Annotated in this window: 21 protein-coding genes and 1 pseudogene; 5 read left to right on the plus strand and 17 right to left on the minus strand. The window is 42.4% G+C overall.

Annotation, left to right across the window (positions count from 1 at the left end; all coding sequences use genetic code 11):
• Positions 1 to 66 precede the first annotated feature (66 nt).
• Positions 67 to 504 carry an ankyrin repeat domain-containing protein gene (locus AAHF22_RS04990; protein WP_347323861.1) on the minus strand — a complete coding sequence of 146 codons (438 nt, stop codon included), beginning with the start codon at positions 502 to 504 and terminating at the stop codon, positions 67 to 69.
• A gap of 510 nt (positions 505 to 1,014) precedes the next feature.
• Here AAHF22_RS04990 and AAHF22_RS04995 point away from each other — a divergent pair.
• Together AAHF22_RS04995 and ilvD are read left to right on the plus strand one after the other, a co-directional pair.
• The gene (locus tag AAHF22_RS04995; protein ID WP_347323862.1) at positions 1,015 to 1,680 is read left to right on the plus strand and encodes a GntR family transcriptional regulator; all 666 of its coding nucleotides are present in this window, start codon (positions 1,015 to 1,017) and stop codon (positions 1,678 to 1,680) included.
• Between the two features lie 18 nt (positions 1,681 to 1,698).
• Positions 1,699 to 3,390, plus strand: a complete 1,692-nt coding sequence (gene ilvD, locus AAHF22_RS05000) for a dihydroxy-acid dehydratase (RefSeq protein WP_347323863.1) — start codon at positions 1,699 to 1,701, stop codon at positions 3,388 to 3,390.
• Between the two features lie 689 nt (positions 3,391 to 4,079).
• Here ilvD and AAHF22_RS05005 read toward each other — a convergent pair.
• From AAHF22_RS05005 to AAHF22_RS05055, 11 genes are all read right to left on the minus strand, one after another.
• Positions 4,080 to 4,307 carry a hypothetical protein gene (locus AAHF22_RS05005; protein WP_347323864.1) on the minus strand — a complete coding sequence of 76 codons (228 nt, stop codon included), beginning with the start codon at positions 4,305 to 4,307 and terminating at the stop codon, positions 4,080 to 4,082.
• Between the two features lie 37 nt (positions 4,308 to 4,344).
• The gene (rpoD, locus tag AAHF22_RS05010; RefSeq protein WP_347323865.1) at positions 4,345 to 5,463 is read right to left on the minus strand and encodes an RNA polymerase sigma factor RpoD; all 1,119 of its coding nucleotides are present in this window, start codon (positions 5,461 to 5,463) and stop codon (positions 4,345 to 4,347) included.
• Between the two features lie 81 nt (positions 5,464 to 5,544).
• Positions 5,545 to 6,924, minus strand: a complete 1,380-nt coding sequence (locus AAHF22_RS05015) for an MATE family efflux transporter (RefSeq protein ID WP_347323866.1) — start codon at positions 6,922 to 6,924, stop codon at positions 5,545 to 5,547.
• Between the two features lie 331 nt (positions 6,925 to 7,255).
• Positions 7,256 to 7,600 carry a YkgJ family cysteine cluster protein gene (locus AAHF22_RS05020; RefSeq protein ID WP_347323867.1) on the minus strand — a complete coding sequence of 115 codons (345 nt, stop codon included), beginning with the start codon at positions 7,598 to 7,600 and terminating at the stop codon, positions 7,256 to 7,258.
• A 189-nt stretch (positions 7,601 to 7,789) separates the two neighbouring features.
• Positions 7,790 to 8,272: a hypothetical protein gene (locus AAHF22_RS05025; protein ID WP_347323868.1), complete on the minus strand. Its 483-nt coding sequence runs from the start codon at positions 8,270 to 8,272 to the stop codon at positions 7,790 to 7,792.
• Between the two features lie 107 nt (positions 8,273 to 8,379).
• Positions 8,380 to 8,895 carry an HIT family protein gene (locus AAHF22_RS05030; RefSeq protein ID WP_347324111.1) on the minus strand — a complete coding sequence of 172 codons (516 nt, stop codon included), beginning with the start codon at positions 8,893 to 8,895 and terminating at the stop codon, positions 8,380 to 8,382.
• 296 nt (positions 8,896 to 9,191) lie between these two features.
• Positions 9,192 to 9,629 carry a hypothetical protein gene (locus AAHF22_RS05035; protein ID WP_347323869.1) on the minus strand — a complete coding sequence of 146 codons (438 nt, stop codon included), beginning with the start codon at positions 9,627 to 9,629 and terminating at the stop codon, positions 9,192 to 9,194.
• A 289-nt stretch (positions 9,630 to 9,918) separates the two neighbouring features.
• Positions 9,919 to 10,647, minus strand: coding sequence for a DUF6602 domain-containing protein (locus AAHF22_RS05040; RefSeq protein WP_347323870.1), 729 nt, complete (start codon positions 10,645 to 10,647; stop codon positions 9,919 to 9,921).
• Positions 10,648 to 10,827: 180 nt separating this feature from the next.
• On the minus strand, positions 10,828 to 11,007 hold the full coding sequence (locus AAHF22_RS05045; RefSeq protein WP_347323871.1) for a hypothetical protein: 180 nt from the start codon (positions 11,005 to 11,007) through the stop codon (positions 10,828 to 10,830).
• 29 nt (positions 11,008 to 11,036) lie between these two features.
• A complete protein-coding gene (locus AAHF22_RS05050; RefSeq protein WP_347323872.1) occupies positions 11,037 to 11,996 on the minus strand; it encodes an L-threonine 3-dehydrogenase in 960 nt (319 codons plus the stop codon).
• A gap of 37 nt (positions 11,997 to 12,033) precedes the next feature.
• Complete coding sequence (locus AAHF22_RS05055) at positions 12,034 to 13,224, minus strand: glycine C-acetyltransferase (RefSeq protein WP_347323873.1); 1,191 nt, start codon at positions 13,222 to 13,224, stop codon at positions 12,034 to 12,036.
• 761 nt (positions 13,225 to 13,985) lie between these two features.
• Here AAHF22_RS05055 and AAHF22_RS23855 point away from each other — a divergent pair.
• Positions 13,986 to 14,120: pseudogene (locus AAHF22_RS23855) on the plus strand (hypothetical protein); the annotation flags it as partial.
• On the opposite strand, the gene AAHF22_RS05060 reads toward AAHF22_RS23855, so the two are convergent.
• Entirely contained in the window at positions 14,113 to 14,847 is a 735-nt protein-coding gene (locus AAHF22_RS05060) for a glucose 1-dehydrogenase (protein ID WP_347323874.1), read from the minus strand. The pseudogene AAHF22_RS23855 and the gene AAHF22_RS05060 overlap by 8 nt on opposite strands.
• A gap of 247 nt (positions 14,848 to 15,094) precedes the next feature.
• Here AAHF22_RS05060 and AAHF22_RS05065 point away from each other — a divergent pair, with 247 nt between their 5' ends.
• Complete coding sequence (locus tag AAHF22_RS05065; RefSeq protein ID WP_347323875.1) at positions 15,095 to 16,042, plus strand: AraC family transcriptional regulator; 948 nt, start codon at positions 15,095 to 15,097, stop codon at positions 16,040 to 16,042.
• 263 nt (positions 16,043 to 16,305) lie between these two features.
• Here the strand turns inward: AAHF22_RS05065 and AAHF22_RS05070 are convergent, their stop codons facing one another.
• From AAHF22_RS05070 to AAHF22_RS05080, 3 genes are all read right to left on the minus strand, one after another.
• Positions 16,306 to 16,653, minus strand: a complete 348-nt coding sequence (locus AAHF22_RS05070; protein ID WP_347323877.1) for a winged helix-turn-helix transcriptional regulator — start codon at positions 16,651 to 16,653, stop codon at positions 16,306 to 16,308.
• 215 nt (positions 16,654 to 16,868) lie between these two features.
• Positions 16,869 to 17,615, minus strand: a complete 747-nt coding sequence (locus AAHF22_RS05075; protein WP_347323878.1) for an SDR family NAD(P)-dependent oxidoreductase — start codon at positions 17,613 to 17,615, stop codon at positions 16,869 to 16,871.
• A 314-nt stretch (positions 17,616 to 17,929) separates the two neighbouring features.
• A complete protein-coding gene (locus AAHF22_RS05080; RefSeq protein ID WP_347323879.1) occupies positions 17,930 to 19,189 on the minus strand; it encodes an FAD-binding protein in 1,260 nt (419 codons plus the stop codon).
• A gap of 628 nt (positions 19,190 to 19,817) precedes the next feature.
• Between AAHF22_RS05080 and AAHF22_RS05085 the strand changes: the two genes are divergently transcribed.
• A complete protein-coding gene (locus AAHF22_RS05085; protein WP_347323880.1) occupies positions 19,818 to 20,294 on the plus strand; it encodes a hypothetical protein in 477 nt (158 codons plus the stop codon).
• 189 nt (positions 20,295 to 20,483) lie between these two features.
• Here AAHF22_RS05085 and pelA read toward each other — a convergent pair whose 3' ends face one another.
• Positions 20,484 to 21,482 carry a pectate lyase gene (gene pelA / locus AAHF22_RS05090; RefSeq protein ID WP_347323881.1) on the minus strand — a complete coding sequence of 333 codons (999 nt, stop codon included), beginning with the start codon at positions 21,480 to 21,482 and terminating at the stop codon, positions 20,484 to 20,486.
• Positions 21,483 to 21,538 lie beyond the last annotated feature (56 nt).

The following is a 21,538-nucleotide window of genomic DNA, read 5'->3' on the forward strand; positions in this document are numbered from 1 at the left end:
AGACGATACAGCAAACTTAGGAACGTTCAGCATTGTAAAAGAACAATCTTCCGCTGCTCATGCTTACTATTCAGATTGTGCTGGCACATATTCTTTTAAAAATCGGATGATTTTTTCAGATTTATAGCTTAGCGCCAGATCGAAAGGAGATTCCCCTTTTGAATCCTTAACGTGCATATCTGCTCCACGATCTAATAAGTACGCTATCATATCTACAGGTTCATCGCCTGGAAAACCGCCACTTTGAATCGTCCCATCAATGGACAAATCGACTGCTTGGTGTAAAGCAGTCCAGCCTCCATAACTTGGATAGTTCATATCGGCTCCACTGGCAAGTAGTAGATCTATCAATTCTTTGTTCTCATACTCGACAGCACATCTTAGCAGTCCCCAACCAGATGGATCGAAAAGATTAGGATCGCCGCCGGTGGAAAGATAATTCGTGACAAAAGCGGTATCTCCAGCAGCTATCGCTCTGTAAATGGTATATTCGGATTCTGTCATAAAGCCTCCTGTTCATATTACTTTCGGTTATGTAGTTTTTATACGTGTAGATTTATCCCCTATACAATCTCACTACTTTTTCAAAATGATAGAAGACATATGCCATTATTATATCAGTTGTGAAAAAAGTCGACTAGAATGTTGCCGAGGTGCTTTAGTAGGGCAGATCGGTTTATTGAATGCTATAAAATACGATAAAACAGAAAGAGAGTCTATAATGTACTTCCAATGTACTTCCAGATTCGTTATTGAAGCTAGCTAGTGAAGAAGCCAAAGCTAGAGACTGAAGATTAAGCGCTAAGAACCTACTGGATAAGCTAGCAAAAGAATCCTGCAATTCTTGCTAACAATCTTTCGTTGTTGCCTTAACTTTTATTAAAATTAGGATCAAAACGAATGAGCGAGCTGCATAAACTCAAAGAAACGCTTAAAAATTGAAATAACAATTGCTTCTCCAACCTGTATGCGATATATTGCATATAAGAAAAATAACAAAAAGGACGATCCATTATGCCGATTCCTAAAGATTTCTCCTTACCTACCCGTATGTCCGCCAAGGAAAGGGCGCTTTCTCAAATTCAGCGGTGGATTATTGATGGCACATTGCAACCAGGTGAAAAGTTGATTGATGCGGAAATGGCTGAATCGCTTGGAGTGAGCCGTACACCGATTCGTGAGGCATTTCAGCTGCTCGAAGTTCAAGGACTTGTATCGATGCATCCTGGCAAAGAAACAAAAGTTACGAATATCGAGAAAAACGATATTTTCAAAATGTATTCAACGATGGCGGCTCTTCAAGCTTTAGCTGCTGAAACCACCGCTCAGATTATTATTCCAGAACAGATTGAGAAATTAAAATCCATCAATCAGGAATTTGCCAGCTCTATTAAAAATGGCGAAGTGTATCAGGCGATGGAGGTGGATGAGCTATTTCACAATTATATTGTGGATCTCTCCGATAATTCGTATGTAGCTACATTTAATGCATCGCTACAGATTCATATCCGACGCTTTAAATACGTATTTTTAAAACAACCAATGACAGCTACGCTGGCTTCAGTCGAAGAACACGAATCGATCATTAAAGCTTTTGAACGTAATCATAGTGACGAGGCTCATAAACTAATGAAACAAAACATTATTCGTCCGATGCAGGAACTGACCGAAATACTTTAATATGAGGGAGCACAAACCATGGAAAATAAAAAAGATCTTCGTATCCGCAGTAAGGTAATCAGTGAAGGAGCGAACCGGGTTCCGAACAGAGCGATGTTGCGTGCAGTTGGTTTTCAAGATGCGGATTTTAAAAAACCAATGATCGGCATAGCGAGCACGTGGAGTGAGGTCACCCCATGTAATATGCACATTAATGATTTAGCAGTGCAAGCCAAACAAGGCGCGCGTAATAACGGTGGTGCTCCGCTAATTTTTAATACGATTACCGTTTCGGATGGGATCTCGATGGGACATGGTGGGATGTTGTTCTCGCTACCAAGCCGAGAAGCGATTGCGGATTCGATTGAAATTGTGACGGGAGCCGAGCGTTTTGACGGCGTTGTAGCGATCGGAGGGTGTGACAAGAACACACCTGCATGCTTAATGGCTATCGGACGGATGAATATTCCTTCTGTCTATGTATACGGAGGAACGATTCAGCCCGGTAATCTCGATGGTAAAAAAGTAGATATCGTTTCAGCATTTGAAGCCGTTGGTCAGTATCAAGATGGAAAAATAACAGATGAACAGTTGCATAAAGTGGAATGTAGCGTCTGTCCAGGTCCTGGAGCTTGTGGAGGGATGTATACCGCTAATACGATGGCCGCAGCCGCAGAAGCATTAGGCATGTGTTTACCGGGTTCTTCTTCGACCTCAGCGATTTCAGCGGATAAAGCATTGGAATGCGAAGCAGCCGGTAAACAGGTCATCTCACTGCTTGAACAGGATATCTACCCAAGAGACATTATGACGAAAAAAGCATTTGAGAATGCGATCACCGTCGTTATGGCTCTAGGCGGATCAACTAACGCATTTCTGCATCTGCTAGCTATTGCGCACTCGGTAGAAGTAGATTTGACGCTGGACGATTTTGAGCGTATTCGCTTACGTGTTCCTCATTTGGCGGATCTGAAGCCAAGTGGTCAATATGTTATGCAGGATTTGAATGATATTGGCGGCGTTTCAGGCGTCATGAAGCTATTGCTCGCTGAAGGATTGCTTCATGGGGATTGCCTTACGGTAACCGGTAAAACATTAGCTGAAAACCTAGCAGAAGCTGCTCCACTTCAAAATGATCAAGCGATTATACGTCCGCTGAACAATCCGCTGAAACCAGATGGACCACTGGTTGTACTTCGTGGAAATCTCGCTCCAGAAGGTGCTGTTGCCAAAATGTCGGGCATGAAGATCCAGAAGTTCTCTGGCCCGACCAAAGTGTACGATAGCGAAGAGGAAGCAACAGTAGCGATTACGAATGATGAAATTAAAGCAGGCGACGTTGTAGTCATCCGCTATTGCGGTCCAAAGGGTGGACCGGGTATGCCTGAGATGCTTTCCGTTACAGCACTCATCGTAGGCAAAGGACTCGGTGGAAAAGTGGCTCTGATTACAGACGGTCGATTCTCAGGTGGATCACACGGATTTGTAGTGGGCCATGTATCGCCTGAAGCACAAGTGGGTGGGCCAATCGGTTTGCTGAAAAATGGGGACATTATTACGATCGATAGCGATATTCAGGAAATGAAGGTTGAGGTGTCAGAAGAAGAACTAGCTGCTCGAGCGCAAGCATGGGTACAACCTCCGTTAAAAGTAAAATCGGGTGTACTTGGTAAATATGCTAGATTAGTTTCTTCTGCTTCTAAAGGGGCAGTTACTGATTTGATGGAATAAGTCGTTGAACAATAGATGGTTAAATCTGGATGCTGTATAGTGAATAAATTTGGATAAGCTGCTATAACGAATACGGGAAAAATGCGTAAAGAAGTGAGTAACAAGAAAATGCTCACATTAGAGATCATATAGCAATCCTGTAGATACCAAGAATATCGTAGTAAAATGATTAAGGATACTTTTTTGCGAAGATTAGATTTTGAAACGAGCGCTCATTTCGTGATTTGGAAGTGAGCGCTCGTTTTTTAATTATGAAATAACAAAGAGAGATGAATGTACAACGTGCAAAATAAAGTGCGTAACCAAAGTTGAAGAAAAATATATAAAGAGTGCATGCTAACCGGGTTATATACATATGTACAAAATACGAGTTTTGTGTATATGTAATTAATATTTATATAGTCACAGTTTAATTTCAAGTCATTTATAAATGTATACAAAAAATTAAGCACCGATCATTTCAGGATTCTCCCTTAATAATCAGCGCTTAATTTTTGAGTCATTTTGTATTTATACTACATTAAAAGAAGCTTCTTATCGAAACCTGTTCGAAACCTTTCGAAAAAGATACATCCGTGTTTCAAAGCGCTTTAGTGAAGTAAAACTTTCTTAACTGTTAAAAAACAGTACCGCCAAGTTCCAAGCTCGCTGTTCTTTCTTTTTCTGCATCGTCAAAGTCCTCATACACCTTACTTGGAGATATCATGCCACTCTACAATAAACTCTCCTTCAAAGTTGCTGCCCTCATGCTTGCTTCGCTCTTCGAGCGCATTCCCACATTCGCAGGACATTTGGTCGGCACCATAATTGTCCGTGCCAAAACTAATACGCTCATTTCGAAAATTGGGACGTCTTCCCGGCACGATCTTCTGTTCCTCGCCGCATTTCAAGCAGCGGATTATAAATCCGGCTTCCATACTGCCACCGCCTTCTGTATTTATTCATAATGTGAGCTTATTCCAAAAAATCTTTCAATCGTTTGCTGCGGCTTGGGTGTCTCAGTTTGCGCAGAGCCTTTGCCTCAATTTGACGAATACGCTCCCGGGTAACGCCGAACACTTTACCTACTTCCTCTAAGGTTCGTGTACGACCATCATCCAATCCAAAACGAAGACGCAGAACATTCTCTTCACGTTCGGTGAGTGTGTCCAGCACATCCTCCAGCTGCTCCTTGAGCAGCTCATATGCAGCGGCATCCGCTGGAGCGAGTGCTTCCTGATCCTCGATAAAATCACCAAGATTCGAGTCGTTCTCTTCGCCGATCGGCGTCTCCAGAGATACAGGCTCCTGAGAGACCTTCATGATCTCTCTCACCTTTTCTATGGTAATCTCCATTTCCTTGGCGATTTCTTCCACAGTGGGTTCGCGCCCGATTTCCTGTAGCAGCTGCCGTGATACCCGGATCAGCTTGTTGATTGTCTCCACCATATGAACCGGCACGCGGATAGTTCTGGCTTGATCAGCAATTGCTCGGGTGATAGCCTGCCTAATCCACCAAGTTGCATATGTACTGAATTTATACCCCTTGGTATGGTCAAATTTCTCCACTGCTTTAATCAGCCCCGTGTTACCTTCCTGAATTAAATCCAGGAACAGCAGGCCGCGGCCGTTATAACGCCTTGCAATACTGACGACCAGCCGTAGGTTCGCTTCAGCCAATCTGCGGCTCGCTGCTTCATCCCCTTCCTCGATTTTTTTGGCCAATTCCACTTCCTCTTTTGCGGACAGGAGAGGAACACGCCCGATTTCCTTCAAATACATCCTAACCGGATCATCTAATTTAATGCCCGATTGAAGGAGTAAGGGGTCTTCCATATTCAGATCATCCATCACGGGAGTATCTGATTCATGTGGCTGCTCCTCTTGGGATTCGTTGACTACATCAACCCCATTTTCGACCAAGAATTCAAAAAATTCATCGATCTGCTCCGGGTCTTGATCAAACGGAGCGAGCTTATTCATAATTCCCTTGTAGGTCAGCGATGCATTTTTCTTTCCTTGTTCCAATAAAAACTCTTTCGTTTGTTCAAGCGTAAACTCAGTGTCTAATTCTTCCTGCTGTTCGTTCGTCATCCTTTAGCTCCCTCCGCCTGGAAAACGGAACTTTTTGTGTTTTCAAGCTTGTATGAAATGATTCTGTTTCTCCGGTCGTGACTATTTCTCTACAGCTGACATCTGAACAGATGCGTTCGTCCGTTTGTCCTTGTTCAGATTTCTAAGTTCACTCAGCAGCAGTATCCCCGTGACGGCTGTAGCAATCAAGTCGGTTAACGGTCCGGAAAATAACACCCCTTCTACGCCAAAAAAACGGGGAAGAATAAGCAACGCGGGGATAAAGATCAGCACCTGTCTAGCCAGGCTTAGAAACATGGCCTGTTTGGCTTTGCCAATCGCCATAAAATAGCCTGAACCAATCACTTGAATCCCAATAATAGGAAGCAAGAGCAAGTATACACGAAATGCATGGCTTCCGAAAGCGATAAGTTCTTTGTCGCTGCTAAATGCCGCAATCATCTGTTCAGGAAACAATTGGGCCATCAGGAAGGCTAGACACGGAATGACCGTCGCAGCGATCAACGCGTAGGTGAGCGCTTTTTTAACCCGATCAAACTTTTCCGCCCCATAATTGTATCCTATAATAGGCTGAACCCCCGGATTGATCCCCATAATGGACATCATGACGAGAGCCTGCACACTCCCTACTACTCCCATACCCGAAACCGCGATGTCCCCTCCGTATTTAACCATGTTGTTATTGATCAGAACATTGAGCAGACTGGACATGGCCTGCATAACAAAAGGAGCAGCGCCAAGCGCGAGGATCTTCCCCATCACAGCACCGTCGGGCTTGATATGATTCAAGCGAATTTTCAAGGTACTCTTGCGTCCATAAAAATGAGCCAGGACAAAGAAGGTGGATACAGCCTGCGCCAATACCGTCGCCAAAGCTGCTCCTTTCATTCCCCAACCAAATCCAAAAATAAACAGTGGAGCAAAAGCAATGTTTAATAGTGGACCGAGAATCATCGTGATCATGGCTTTCTTGGGATTTCCTTCTGCCCTGATGAAATTGTTCATACCGAAGCCAACTAGCATTAAGACCGTCCCTGCAAAAATATAAACCATATAGTCCTTGGCATAGGGCAGAACCTCACTGCTTGCTCCATATGTCTGGAGAAGAGGCGTTACAAAAAACAGGCCTGCCAAAGTGATCAGGATCGATATAACGATCAACAGCAGAAACGAGTTGCCTACAATTCGATCTGCTTCTTCCAACTTCTTCTCCCCCAGCTTAATCGATACAAGTGAGGAACCCCCAACTCCAACCAATGTGCCGCCTGCCCACATCAGCAGCATGATCGGTAAGCCTATAGTGATCCCTGCAATCCCAAGCGCTCCAACACTGTGGCCGATAAATATCCGGTCAATTAGGTTGTAGAGTGCACCCACCAGCATCGCAATCATCGCTGGCAATGAAAATTGTACCAACAGCCTTCCGATCTTCTCTTCGCCCAATCTTTGAAACTGATTCATAATTCGCCACCTCTCTCAGATTACATACCGTTTCAATTACTTTCTTCATCCTTATTTAATTTTTTTTGGTACTTGACACACTCTTTTGTTTATGTTATGATATTTTATGTATCATAAATGTATTATATTGCAATAGTGTGCCTTTTTCAATCTTATTTTTACTTTGAATATTTTTGTACATTTTTTGTACATTGAGTTGTCTATTTAACCTTATTTCGATGTTTAATCGGGATAAGGTTTTTTTGCTGGGAATCGTTACAATAGGTAGCACGCGTTCCTACAAAAAAACAAGGATGTATTTCCAAGTGCTCTGGAAATACATCCTTGTTTTTTAAAAAGCTTGCCATGTGATATCTATCGACAGTATGCCAACGGGTTTGTCGGCAGGACTCCAATTTGCTTGGGTCGCCATTTCCGGTTTGCGAAAACAAACAAGATTCTTATAATATCCAAAAGCACGGCAAACTCCTGGTCTAGCGGAATGAATGCCGCACCGATCCTTCTCCATATCAAAAAATATACAGGTTCCAAAATTTCTCGGCTGTTTCTCCAGATCCATCCTGCTTTTTTTAGGCATGGCTTTTACTTTCTTCTTGATTATTTTAAGATCCTGTTCTGTCACGGGAACAGGTCCACAGCACATTCCATTGCAGCCTTTGCATGGTAAATCTTCCATAATACTCTCCTTTCCAATCTGTAATAGGTGGGAGCGATTATATTAAAATAGGCTCGTGAGCATCGTGATTATCGCTTACCAGGAGATATCAATCTACCTCAACAAAGTTATTTATATCAAAACAAACCAAAAAATACAAGTCTTGCCCAAAGCAACCACTTTCGCGATTTACTTGGCTCCTCTTTTCTCTTATTGATACAGCTGCTCGCAAAATTTCCCTATCGTTTCACTTACTCCAGCTTCAAATAATAAGGTAATATGATTGGAAGCCTCTATATCAAACAATTGAAAATGAGGTAAGCTTCGCTGCCATTGCTCCCAATAAACGGTGCCGTCTACAGCGAGTTGGTCCTGTACGGTCGTTAAATACGGCTCCAGATTTCCGTAAAACAAGCCATTCCTATTCCTAAAATAATAGCAAGAGATCCCATCAGGATCGGGAAGTGGGAGGATCTGGAAATCCTCACTCTCGAAGGCAGCTTGAACTTGCAAATTTTTTTTGAAAATCTGCACCAGCTCCATGTCATTTTTAGCCGTAGATAACCCTCGTGTTTTGCCAAGCACGATTAGCTGAAGAAGCAGTTCATCTGCCGAGACATCTAGGTTGACTTCGGACGGATGGATCAGCTGGGGAAAGAGCTTGTCCGGCCCTTGGCGAAGTCGGCTGATCAAGGATAAATATAGATTCCTCCTGTAATAAGAACCTTTTTTTGAGCTAACTCACGAATCGATGTATGTCGGATATCCAGCCAGCGAATACTCGCAGCGTGAATACTATGTTAGAGGTTGTTATCTTCATTACTTACAAAATCCCTCATACCCTCCTTTAACATACGAACTCCTTCTTCTACACTCTTCATATTCTCATCGTCATTCATATTATTCCTTGCGTGTAATAGAACCGGTCTTAATGATTCTACTGAATTCCCAAATTGGTACATCCATTCGTATCTAGGAACCATCCACAAATGAAAATGATGTGTTGTATCTTCGTTATAAAAATAATACACCTTATCAATGCCTAATCGTTTTCTCTGCTCACTTCTGATCTTATGGATTAACGAAATAAATTCTAATTGTTGTTCATCTGTTAATTCATCCATGCAGTAAAAATGCCTTTTTGCAGCCAATATAACTAACCCTTTGATCGGGTAAGCCCTATCCTGATGGACATGAAAGTTACTGGACTCAAAAATCACCCCACCGGTTGAAGAAATCAAGCCACTTGTCAATGCGCAACTTACACAGTCAATCTCTACTGATCTTCCATCAGGCAATGTAATTAGTCTTGACATGATGCACCTTATTTTTTTGATTTGGATAAGAGCTTGTATCATAGTTTCTTCTAAAGTTCCTTCTAAAGTTCCTTCTAAAGTTCCTATATTCATCACATCCGCACTACCTTAAGCCCGTAGGGCGACCACAATATGGTTAGGTGGTATGGATGTGTCCGAATAATTTCGCCTCGCTACTGCTGCCCATTTTTTCTCCGATTCCTTACCTATCTTCTGCGGAAGCTATAGCCGAATGACCTGAAGCGTGAATATGATGTTAGCTGGAGTTCATGACTTCTATGAAATATCTTCGAGTTCTAAAGAGTTTCTTCGTTTTCCTCTTTATAAAAACATTCTCCATCTTTACATCCATATGTAATTTTAGAGCCAAAGTCTTCGTAATATATAATTTCATTAAAATCAGAAGGTGTGGTTTCTTCAATTTTCGCTAGCAAAGATTTGGCGGCCTCTCTTGCGTTTGCTTGGTTTTCCTTCTCATCATAATCATAACCAATTGCAGGTCCTGAAGGACCTTCATAAACAGTAAAGTACCATTTACCTGTTTCATCGCTTACTTCAATTAAATAAGAGTACGCATTTTCAGCATTATCTGACTTATGTAACGGTTCACCAAACAAAGTAAGCAGTGAGCCTCTAAACTTGGCGCTTTCTTCACCCTCAAAAATTCCTGTATCTAGAAATTTTGAGGTTCCCCATATTTTATCTTCTGCAAGAATGGCTTTATACGAATACATTTTATGAATTTCCTCCTTCAAAGTACGATCATTTATTGCATCGTTTTGTTTGGAATCCCCTTGCGTATTATCCGAACATCCTGATAGAACTACTAAGATCAATAAAGTTATTAACTTGTGCATGTTTATCCTTTCTGGAAAGAAGTTAGTGAAGATTTATAACGTTTCTTCATTAACTTCAGCCAATGTTACTGTATTCACGAATCGATGTATGTAAAGTATCGGGGGCGAAGTACTACAGCGTGAATATTAGCGTCTACTTTGAATGAACAATCGAATAGATTCTATATTATATAGAATCTAAAACTCGACTATAGAGGTCAATATCCATTGCTGGAACTGTCCCCATATTCTGCAATTGAATGAAAAGTTTTATAAAAAAGAAAATCAACGATTCTTCCTTGGAACTAAATTCAAATATATCACTAGAATTTAGGAGAAATGATCCACTGTCTAGCGTGCAACCGATATTAAGTTTTTGCAATAAAGTCAAGTTACTCATTGCTTCTTGAAATGGTTTCTCAAAGGCTAATGTCCAATCAGACGAAGTAGTAATTATACCTGCAAGAATATCAAAAACAGGTCTTGCTGGATAAGTTCCACCAGCATGAATAATCGATATAGAGGTACGTTCGAGATTACGAACTGATTCTGCTTTTTCAGCAGCATAAATAATATGTTGCTTGTTTAGCGTTTGCTTTATTTCAAAGATCGCATAAACACTCTCGGCAGGTATATATTTAATCCCAGAATGACAAAATACAAAAGGAGAGTATTGTTGATCGTATATAACTAAATCAATTTGATCACTACGATTACCTTTATTATCGACGATGAAAGCTGTATCTACACAATAGCGGTTAGGTAAATAAGTGCTAAGAAATTCGATCCAGTTTAATTCAACTGCATTTCCTTTAGTGGGAGCATGTTTAACTTGATTACGTATTAGATTCAACTTCATAATCATTTCTTGTTGCATTTCTAAAAATAGTTCCCTCATGTTCACTTTGTTTTTCATTTCACACCTACCATATGATTTTTCCTAGCTATTTTAAAACCTACTATCAATCGCTTGCATTTATATTTCTTTTTCATCTTTATTAAGATCATTAGATATAATACTGTTTATATTTGAAGAATCGAAAATTTTGTTATCTGTGAATGTATCTATTTTATAATTTAACATTAATAAAAATTTTTAAGCAGGGTTATTTTTATTTCCATCTTCACCTTGCGTTCTCCTTATATTATCATATGAAAATTTTGAGAAAAGTATTTTCACATGAGAAAGAGCCTTAAGATGATGCCCACCGCAAGGCTCTGATTCTTTCGATGCTGACCACAAAACTTCTAACCGCAACTCTATTCCTATTATCACCCACTTTACTCCTCACACACCTACCAACTCTAAGCCTTACGAAGCACATGCCTCTCACCCAGCTTACAAAGCATATCCTTCGTCATCGCCTTCAGATCATATCGAGCATGAAATCCCCACTCCATTTTCGCTGCGGTCGCATCAATCGAATGTGGCCAGCTGTCCGCGATCGCCTGTCGCTTTGGATCTACATCATAATCCAGAATAAAAGTAGGAATCTCCTCTCGAATCGCTGCGGCGATCGCTTCTGGATCGACACTCATGGCGGTGACATTAAATGAATTACGGTGCGTTAACTTCGATGAATCCGCTTCCATTAAATCGATGATCGCAGTTAGCGCATCTGGCATATACATCATATCCATATTGGAATCTTTGGCGATATAAGACGTATATCGACCAGTCGTTACGGCTGCATAATAAATCTCCACCGCGTAATCCGTCGTTCCTCCGCCAGGAGGTGTCATATACGATATCAAGCCTGGGAAGCGCAGCCCTCTTGTATCCAGACCATATTTGTGAAAATAATAATCACACAGCAGCTCACCGGACACCTTGTTCACACCGTACATCGTATTCGGTCGCTGAATCGTATCCTGCGGCGTATTGTCTTTTGGAGTCGACGGGCCAAACGCGCCAATCGAACTTGGGGTGAAAAATTGGCAGCCTAGCTCTCTGGACACTTCTAGTGCATTCATCAATCCACCCATATTCAAATTCCAGGCAAGTAGCGGCTTCTCCTCCGCCGTAGCGGACAGTAACGCAGCTAAATGGATAACGGTATCGACCTGGTATCGCTTGGCAATTTCGAACATCGCCTTATCATTGGTCACGTCCAGTAGCTCGAATGGACCGGATCGGGTAATTTCGTGGGCGGATGACCTCAAATCTGTAGCCACCACATGATCGGCACCATAGATTTCACGTAATCTTACCACTAATTCTGAACCGATCTGCCCCAGTGCGCCAGTTACCAAAATTTTGTCCATACGACATCCCTCCCGAAATAGACTCTCGCCCATGCATCTACATCAGCTTCATTTCCTTGCCTACTTTTTCATACACCGTGATCACCTCGTCAAGCATCTCTCTCGTATGAGCAGCTGTCGGCATATTGCGTATTCTTCCGGTTCCTTTCGGAACAGTTGGGAATACGATCGCTTTGGCGTACACGCCTTCTTCATAGAGCCGTTTACTGAATTGTTGTGCCGTAACTTCATCGCCAATGATACAAGGTGTGATCGGCGTTTCGCTCTTCCCTATGTTATATCCAAGCTGACTCAAGCCATTTTTCAAATAAGTGCTATTTTCCCATAGCTTCCGGATCAGCTCCTGGTCATTCATCAAAATGTCAACCGAAGCGCTACAAGCAGCGATAGCAGCTGGCGGTAATGAGGTGGAGAACAGAAACGGACGACTTCTCAGCTTCAACCATTCGATTAATTGCTGTTTACCGGCTACATAGCCGCCGACAACGCCGATCGCCTTCGAAAGCGTACCAATTTGAAAATCGATGCGGTCAGACAAGCCAAAATGCTTTACCGTGCCTGCACCTGCTCCAAGCACGCCCGAACCGTGTGCATCATCTACATAGGTGATCAGATCGAATTGTTCGGCGATTTCCACGATTTCAGGTAGTCTGGCTATATCGCCATCCATAGAGAACACTCCGTCAGTAATGACCATGATTTTACGGTACTGACCGGATTCCTTAGCAGCTTTTGCCTGCTGTCTCAAATCATCCATATCTGAATGCTTAAAGCGAATGACTTTAGCTTTGGAAAGCCGACAGCCATCGATAATGGAAGCATGGTTTAGCTCATCCGATAAAATGGCATCATGTCCATCCATCACTGCGGATATAGCAGCCATATTACAGTTAAATCCTGATTGATATACGATAACAGCTTCTGTTTTTTTGAACGTTGCCAGCTTTTGTTCAAGCTCAATATGCAGATCCATCGTACCGTTAATCGTTCTTACCGCCCCTGCCCCTGCGCCGTGCGTCTGCGCTGCTTGCACGGAAGCATCAATCAACCGCTGATCGGTTGCCAGTCCTAAATAGTTATTAGAAGATAAATTGATCAGCGATTTTCCATTAATACGAATAACAGGGCCATTCGCCCCCTGTAGCGTATCGATAACATTGTATAGACCTTTTGTCTTTAAATCTTTGATGTTTGAATTTAAAAATTGCTCCAATGTTTGGCTCGACATTTCATTCCCTCCTCAGTACACATATGTCCTCTTCAGGAAGACATATACTTTTAAAGAAAACGCTTTCAATTTAGGTTATAAGCTACTTTTAATGTATCATCTTTTTTATTCCTTGTACACATGTGGAGGACAAAAATGAGAATATCAGTAAAAAAGATCGTACGGTTGATAGAGTTACTTGCTCTTTGTCTACAACATTTGAGCATGTTATACCTCTCGCTCCTCATCGCTCAGTAACACTTTTATACAGTAACAATTTTGTGGAAATACTTTCTCTGGAAATCGTTCACTCCGGTACAGAACAATGAAAGAATAGTTGATGTTTATTAAAACCAAAAAAGTCCCTACACCAAACAACACCGCATCTATGATTTAAAATCACAGACACGGTGTTGTTATTATCTCGTTCTCTCATTTTCGCGATCTTATTGTCATAATCTCAGTCATGATTTCATCGCACTATCATTCAAAACTCCATCTTAGCGTAATCATTAAACACTCACGCCCACATTATAGCCCAACCTGGTAGATCGATCCGGTTACATACTACCTTTAAGCGTATACTGGCATATTTATAGTTCCAATATAGTTCCAAATTTGAAGCGAATGTAAGGCTGAAGTTAATCTCGGGTAACGTATTAGTGCCTTAAAAATATTAAATTTTAACTTTAATAATGTGTTGGTATGTCTATCTTTTAGAACTTGAGGCAGATTTAAAGTTAAATTAATTTCGGTCAACGGAACGGTACGGTACGTACCATCGCGGCAATTTGACAGCGATACTGCATCAGCTAGGATACCGCGGTATTCCGACCGATTTGGAACTCAATCTAAACTCAAACCCTCACGCTCTCCAGCCTAACCCTCAAACTATAAAGTCCTCAATTTTCAATTAAACCCACCGTTCACACGAATCGTCTGCCCAGTAATCCAGCGCGCTTTATCACTGACTAGCAACTCTACCGCATTAGCGATATCTTCCGGCTCACCTAAACGGCCAAATGCGTTCATATGACGGAATGAATCGACAAGCTCGTCTGATTTGCCAGTTAAGAACAGATCCGTTGCCACCTGTCCTGGCGCAATGCTATTAATCGTAATCCCTTTTGGGCCGAACTCTTTGGCTAATTGGCGGGTTAGCTGCTCTACTGCGCCTTTCGTTGCGCCATACAGACTATAGCCTGGTAGCATCGCTCCAGACACAGAGGTGGAGAAGTTAATAATTGTACCGCCTGTTTGCATATGGATCATCGCTTGCTGACAGGCAAAATACGTACCTTTAACATTAAGTGCCATATGCTGATCGAAATCGTCTTCCGTTACTTTATCCAGTGGTAGCGTATGCATCATCCCTGCATTATTAATCAACACATCAATAGTTCCATAGGTCTCCAGCGTTTCGGCAAATAATCGCTCCACTTCGCTTACTCTACTCACATCTGCATGAATAGCCGTTGCTTCACCGCCACCCTGCTGGATCAGCTGGACGACTTCATTGGCTTTGTCATGGCTAGAGGCGTAGTTCACTATTACGTTCATGCCAGCATCGGCTAATTGGATAGCAATCTGACGTCCAATGCCACGTGACGCTCCAGTTACAATAGCTGTTTTGTTTGTTTTCATATCCTATACGCTCCTTTATGCTCAGGTATGGGATCGATCAGTATATACTCGAATAGATCGATACATATATATTTGAATATGCACTTATCTCGATCTACAGTTTCTTGATCGTCTGTATTCAGTATAGAGTGGCGATTAGTTGTAGGGGTAGATCGATTCGCCACGTCGCTTGCCTAATTTTGTTCATTGTTTTATGTTGGACTAAATGATTACTGATCAAATAATTGCTGATAGGAAGGTGGAGCCGATGAACGATGCTAATGATCATGCGCGTCTGGAATATGCGCTAAATGAACTTCAATCCATCCTTATCCGTCATACGCCTACGACCGGAACACATTGTACGGCTATTCCTTATTTATCTATCTTACGAGCAGAAGTGATATCCGAACCGCTGATGACGGTATATAAGCCATCGATCTGCATCGTTGCGCAGGGAGCTAAGACAGCGATGCTTGCCGATAAAACCTATCGCTACGATCCGTATTCATTTCTAATCACATCGGTGGATTTGCCGATCGTTGGGCGCATTAGCGAAGCGTCTCCATCTATCCCTTATGTAGGGCTTAAATTAAGCTTTGATACCGATGTCATTCTGGACGTTGTCCGGATGATGGATCACTCCGCAAGAACCGATAGCCAAGCGAATGAAACAGTCATCGGTATGACGATAAATGCCATGTCACTGTCGATTATGGACGCTGTTGTACGATTAGTGCAGCTGCTCGATCAGCCGCAGGACATTCCCGTACTAGCTCCGCTAATGATTCGCGAGCTAGTTTACCGCGTTTTACAAAGTGAACACGGACATATATTATATCCATTTGCCGTGACAGATAGTTATTCTTTCCGTATTGCGCAGACGATTCAGTTTATCAAGCAGCATTACAATGAACGATTGGACATCGAACAACTTGCTCGCGATGCGCAGCTTAGCAGCTCCGCCTTCCATAAGCATTTCAAACGCATAACAACGATGAGTCCATTGCAGTACCAAAAAACGATTCGTCTTCAGGAAGCGCAGCGGCTTATGCTCACTGAAGCGATGGCGGCTGGAGATGCAGCTTTTACCGTTGGTTATGAAAGTCCTTCCCAGTTCAGTCGTGAGTATACCCGACTATATGGTAAGCCGCCGATGCAAAATATTCAGGATATGCGCAATATGCTGACAGAGGCGACTGTGCTGATAGAGTAGTGAGTTAAGAGTAGTAAGTGAGTAGTAAGTATTGCTTTTTGCAGCAATATCGATCTGTGCTTATTTTCTCAGATTGGAAGGTTAGAAATTGCCCAATCTGTAGCGTAAACTGCTACGCCTATTCCAGTCGTGCGTTCAAAGGGATATGATATTGCCATCCACAAAAATGGACAAACAAAAAAGCAGTTGAGCCTTATACCGCGCAGGTCAACTACTTTTCCTATACCTTTTCTCATATCGATAGCTATCCATGTAAATCATGATCATTTCAAATGCAAAATCTCAATCTCGTCTGGCGCGTACGATTCGTCCGCATAGTTAGCGCCCCAATTGCATAACAGCTTAAAAATCGGTTCCAGAGATTGACCAAGTTCTGTCGTGGAATATTCCACTTTGGGTGGGACTTGATTGTACATTTTCCGATGGATCAGTCCATCCGCTTCCAATTCACGCAGCGTTTGTACGAGCATTTTTTGCGAAATATTGTGCACCAGTCGTTTCAATTCACCGGTTCGTCTTGGCTTTTGAATAACATAGTACAAAATAAGCCCTTTCCATTTTCCGCCAATCACATCCAGCGTAATTTCCATTTCACAATGGAATATTCTCATCCCTTATGTCAGCTCCTTATCTATCCATATTCTCGACCCGTATCGTTCAATTGGCCTGCCTGACCTATAACTCAAACCAAAATTGTACGCTACATGTAGAGAATATAGCAAGTGCATCGGCTAGATGGATTGGCTGGATAAAAGGCTCAACATATATTGGATACATTAGATACCTTACATACATTACATATCCTATATACATCACGTACCATAGATCAGATCTGAGCCGCCCCACCGTCTGCAAACAATTCAATACCGTTCAAGTAACTACTATCGTCCGAAGCAAGGAACATGACGGCATTCGCGATTTCTTGCATTTCTCCTACTCTGCCCATCGGAATCTCTTGTTTCGACTGTTCCAGAAACTGATCCAGTGCGGTGCCGAACAATTCCGTGTACGCTGGCGTAACGACCGAGCCGGGACTGACTACATTGATACGCAGTCCGGTTCCTTTGACATCGAGAATCCAGGAACGTACAAGCTGACGAATCGCCGCCTTTGAAGCGCCATATACGCTAAAAGCAGGTATGCCCATCGTACCCGCAGTCGAGCCGGTTAAAATGATCGAGCCTTTTTGATCAGGGAATAATGGCAGTGCTTTTTGAACGGTAAAGATCGTTCCTTTTACATTCACATCAAAGGTTGTATCATATTGCGCTTCCGTAATATCGGATAACGGCAGAAATGATCCAAGACCTGCGTTAGCAAACAATATATCCAGATGTCCTTTTTCTTGTTTGACCGTTTCAAACAAACGATCCAAATCTTCCAGCTTCGATATATCGCCTTGTACACCGGTTACATTTCTGCCAATCAACGCGACAGCTTCATCCAGTTCGTGTTGTCTACGTCCCGTAATGAATACATAGGCGCCTTCCTGTACAAATTGCTGTGCCGAAGCGAGTCCAATACCGCTTGTTCCGCCTGTAATAACCACTACTTTTCCATCGAATTTACCCATATTGTTTAACTCCTTTGTCATTTCAATTAGGATCGAAGCTTTACGGTTGATATTGTAAGCTTCCTATGAATGACAGTATGGAGTAAAAGTTTCAGGAAAAATAGTACCCACTTTTTGGTGATATAGTCACCTAAAAGTGACAATTCAGACAGGACAAGCGTTTGGGGCTGGACTGTTTTTCAGCGGTTATCGAAATTTCTCATTAAGGGCACTCATAGAAAGTGCTCATCAAAAATACGTTGATTCATCTATTCATCAAGCTTCATATCGGAATCAACGTATTGTGGTAATAGATCGACTGACTAACGTTTTGACTATGACCGGTCGCGGATATACGTATCCAGGTAAGTGTTACTAAACTTCCCTTGTGGATCGTACTTCTGCACCAGCTTTTGGAATTCTGGCAATTTCTCAAACTGCTGCTGTAATTTCTTTGCGGGAACGGTGAACAGTTTCCCCCAATGCGGACGCGCATGAAACGGGGCAAGCGCCTCCTCTAATAATGGCAACACCTGCTCAACCGCTTCCCAGTTATCTTTCCATGTAAAATGAAACGCGACGGACTCCTGCTTATAAAATGGACTTAGCCACAGATCATCAGCAGCGATCGTGCGTAGCTCGCTTACAAACAACACCGGTGCAAGCTGTTCCCGCAGACGATGCACGGCAAGACTTGCTTCATATACATGCTCACGTGCCATCAAATACTCGCTTTGCAGCTCTTTACCTGCACTCGGTGTAAACTCCATCCGAAAATGGGCTAGACGCTCAAACCACATGCCTGGCTCGCCAAGCTGCGCCGTACAATTTTGCGCATCCATATCAGGTAATGGATGTAGCGGAGTCGTTGCTGGTGTCGCACCATAGAAATCAGCTCGTCCACTATAATTCTCGCCGTCTTGCTCACGGCTTTTCGTCCATACCTGATGAAAGCTTGTACTTTGCCAGTCGGTAAATAGACTCACACTGTATGAACTGGAAAAGATCGCTTCAGCGTGCTGCTCCAGCTGTACTACAGCAAGATTCTCATATACAAATTGTCTCACTTCATATGCAGGCACAATGCGTAGTGTTAGCTTCGTCACAATGCCTAGTGCACCTAGATGAATCACAACACCGGGAAATTCGTCATCGCCAGTATGGAATATGTGTAGCTCTCCATCTGCATCGATGAACTCTAATGATTGTACGGCTGCGGCGAGACTTACATTGCTGCTGCCTGAGCCATGCGTCGATGTGGCGACAGCGCCTGCAATCGTAATATGAGGCAAGGAAGCTAGGTTATGCAGCGCGTAACCGCTTTCAGACAATTGTGCACAAAGTTCACCATATGTAGCGCCGCCTTCAACGGTTACCGTACCCTGTTCCTCGTTCAGCTCCAATACACGATTCCAATGTCGCAGCGAGATGAATACGCCATCTGTGTCTGTTACCGAGTTAAACGTATGACCACTACCGAGCACTTTAACTTTAGTATGCTGCTTGACGAGCTGTTGTAGTTGCTCGACACTTTCCGGTTCGATTAATGCAGTCGCACCGTATGTATAATTACCAGCCCAGTTTTGATAGCTCAATTTAAATCCTCCCTTAATCCAATCATAGAATAATTGATCTTAATTCCTATAATATAGCAAATTTGATATCGATAAATCCAGCAGTGTGTTGTATAGGATATGTATGTATTGCTATTTTACTGCTATCGGAGTTGTAGTTTCACTGCTATTCGAGAGGAGCTTGATCTCTTTGCTGAACAGTACACAGCAACAAGATTTCGATCAGATTATTGAATAGCGGAGAATCTAGCTTTTATAAATAAGCTCTTTTGCGGCGTAGTCTTTAATCAAATACGATCCCAACACATTTTAGCCGACTCATCATATAAATATGTATAGAATATTTTTACAAATAAAGCATATAAATGAAATTAAAAACAGGATATACTCTTTCTACAACATCGCTCATTGCTACCGAAGGGATATAAAGTGATAAGGGGTGATACATAGCACTATCCTTAAACAGGATAAGGCAACAAACTAAGAGCTGCAATGGATAGGGATACCGAATCTTGTTCCGTGTACAACCAATCGCGATATGCTTGATCGCTTTGATCTGTTCTAGTTGTTAATGAAATCTGCCACACGACAGTACGATACCTTCATATTCATTTACGATTTAATCATGAAAAAAACAGGAGGTTTGATAATGAAAAAATGGCTATTTGCTCTATTGTCCGCTTCTTTAGTCATGGTAGGTTTTAACGAAATGGTTGCTTCTGCTTCGCCTGTGAAAGATGAAACGACGTCTGCGGCTGTATCGACTCCCCTGCTTTTACCGAATGTAGCGGTGACTGCACTTCAAGCGAAACCTGCTTATGGACAGGAATATTATCATAGTGTCGTCTTCTCGTTTGATTTTATGGAAACGATTATGGCGGGAGATAGCGAGCCACGTGTACTTTTTTATCAAGCGCTGGAAAAAGAAATTGGTGCTCCAGTCATCTTTTATGATTTTTGGAGTCAAAATATTATTATCAAAATTATCGATAAGAAGTTGACTCCAGAAGAAGCGAAAGCAATCAAAGACAAAATGAATAGTCTGGATTGGCTCTATGATACGTATGATATACCAAGAGATCAGGAGTTTATTACAGACATTCACTGGTTTGATCGCTGGTCGTAAAAATTGGGTTGAGCACAAAATGCGTATTAGAAGTATGGTGCAAGCGTGTATGTAAGGTGCAGTCTCGTGGTCTGAAAGAAATTTAGGGTGTGACACAAGTGTATATGTAAAACCTGCTCGAAATCGTCCACACCAAAACAGCAACAGCCTGCTTACAGAGCGGCTGTTGCTGTTTTACTTTGGCGGCAATTAATAGATCCCCAGCTTATTCGGCCAGCTACCATACCAGGCATAACCCGCTCTACGTTCCTGCTCAATGTCTTTTAGAGTGTATTTTACGATACCGTCACGCCCAACAAAGATCGGTCGATTCGTCTGAATATCATAAAACCGTGCCCAGATCGGGCTAGCATTGGCATCAGCTACGATATAGCTATCTTTATGATTACGCTTGTAGTCCGTATGCTTAATCTCTACCGTTTTGAACCAGGTTTCGGCGGCTTGAATCGACTTTTGGATGCGGGCGTCGGCTGGTCTTGTTTTCAATAATTGAACGATGCCTACACTTTCGCTGGCTGTCAGGGACGGAACTTCAAATGCACGTGCACCCGCAGGTTTCAACGTCGTCGCATCATATTGCTGGCACCAGGCCGTTAACTTGCCATTGGATACAATCTGTGTATTTAAAATACACTCTATTCCTTTATGCACCGCTTGTTTTGTTTGCTTGGCCAGTGTATTGTCTACAAACCTAAAATCTCCTTTTTGACTGGCGACATCTTCTAATAGAAGCAGCACATTCGTCATCGCATTATCGTTATACGTAATTTCGGTGTGGTAGCCAGAGCTATGATACACTTGCGGAAATCCACCATTTGTATATTGCATACGAAGTAGAAAATGAATTCCTTTTATAGCTGCATCCGCATACGTTTGATCTTTAGTGATCGTATATTGCTTTGCTAGTCGGCGAATTTCCGTATACGTTGCTTTATTATCAATCGAGGAATGAGACCAGTCACCATGATCTTCGGAATAAAACTTCCGCCAGCCTCCATCCGACTGCTGGTTTTCCAGGATCGTTGCGAAGCTTGCCGTCGTGCCGGAAGCATCGCCTTTGAATACATTTTTGGAAGCGGAGTTTGATGCGCTGTCTGACATGGCATGCATAGTCGGAGTAAACGGTAAAGCGTAAATTGAAATTAACAACGCGGTCGATACTGTACAGAGAAATATTCGTTTTTTCATGGGACAGGCTCCTTTTGTAATCCGTTGTGTATCTATATTGTCATATGCAAAAGGAG

The sequence above is a fragment of the Paenibacillus wenxiniae genome (genome assembly GCF_039822605.1).
Taxonomy (GTDB): Bacteria; Bacillota; Bacilli; order Paenibacillales; family Paenibacillaceae; genus Saccharibacillus; species Saccharibacillus wenxiniae.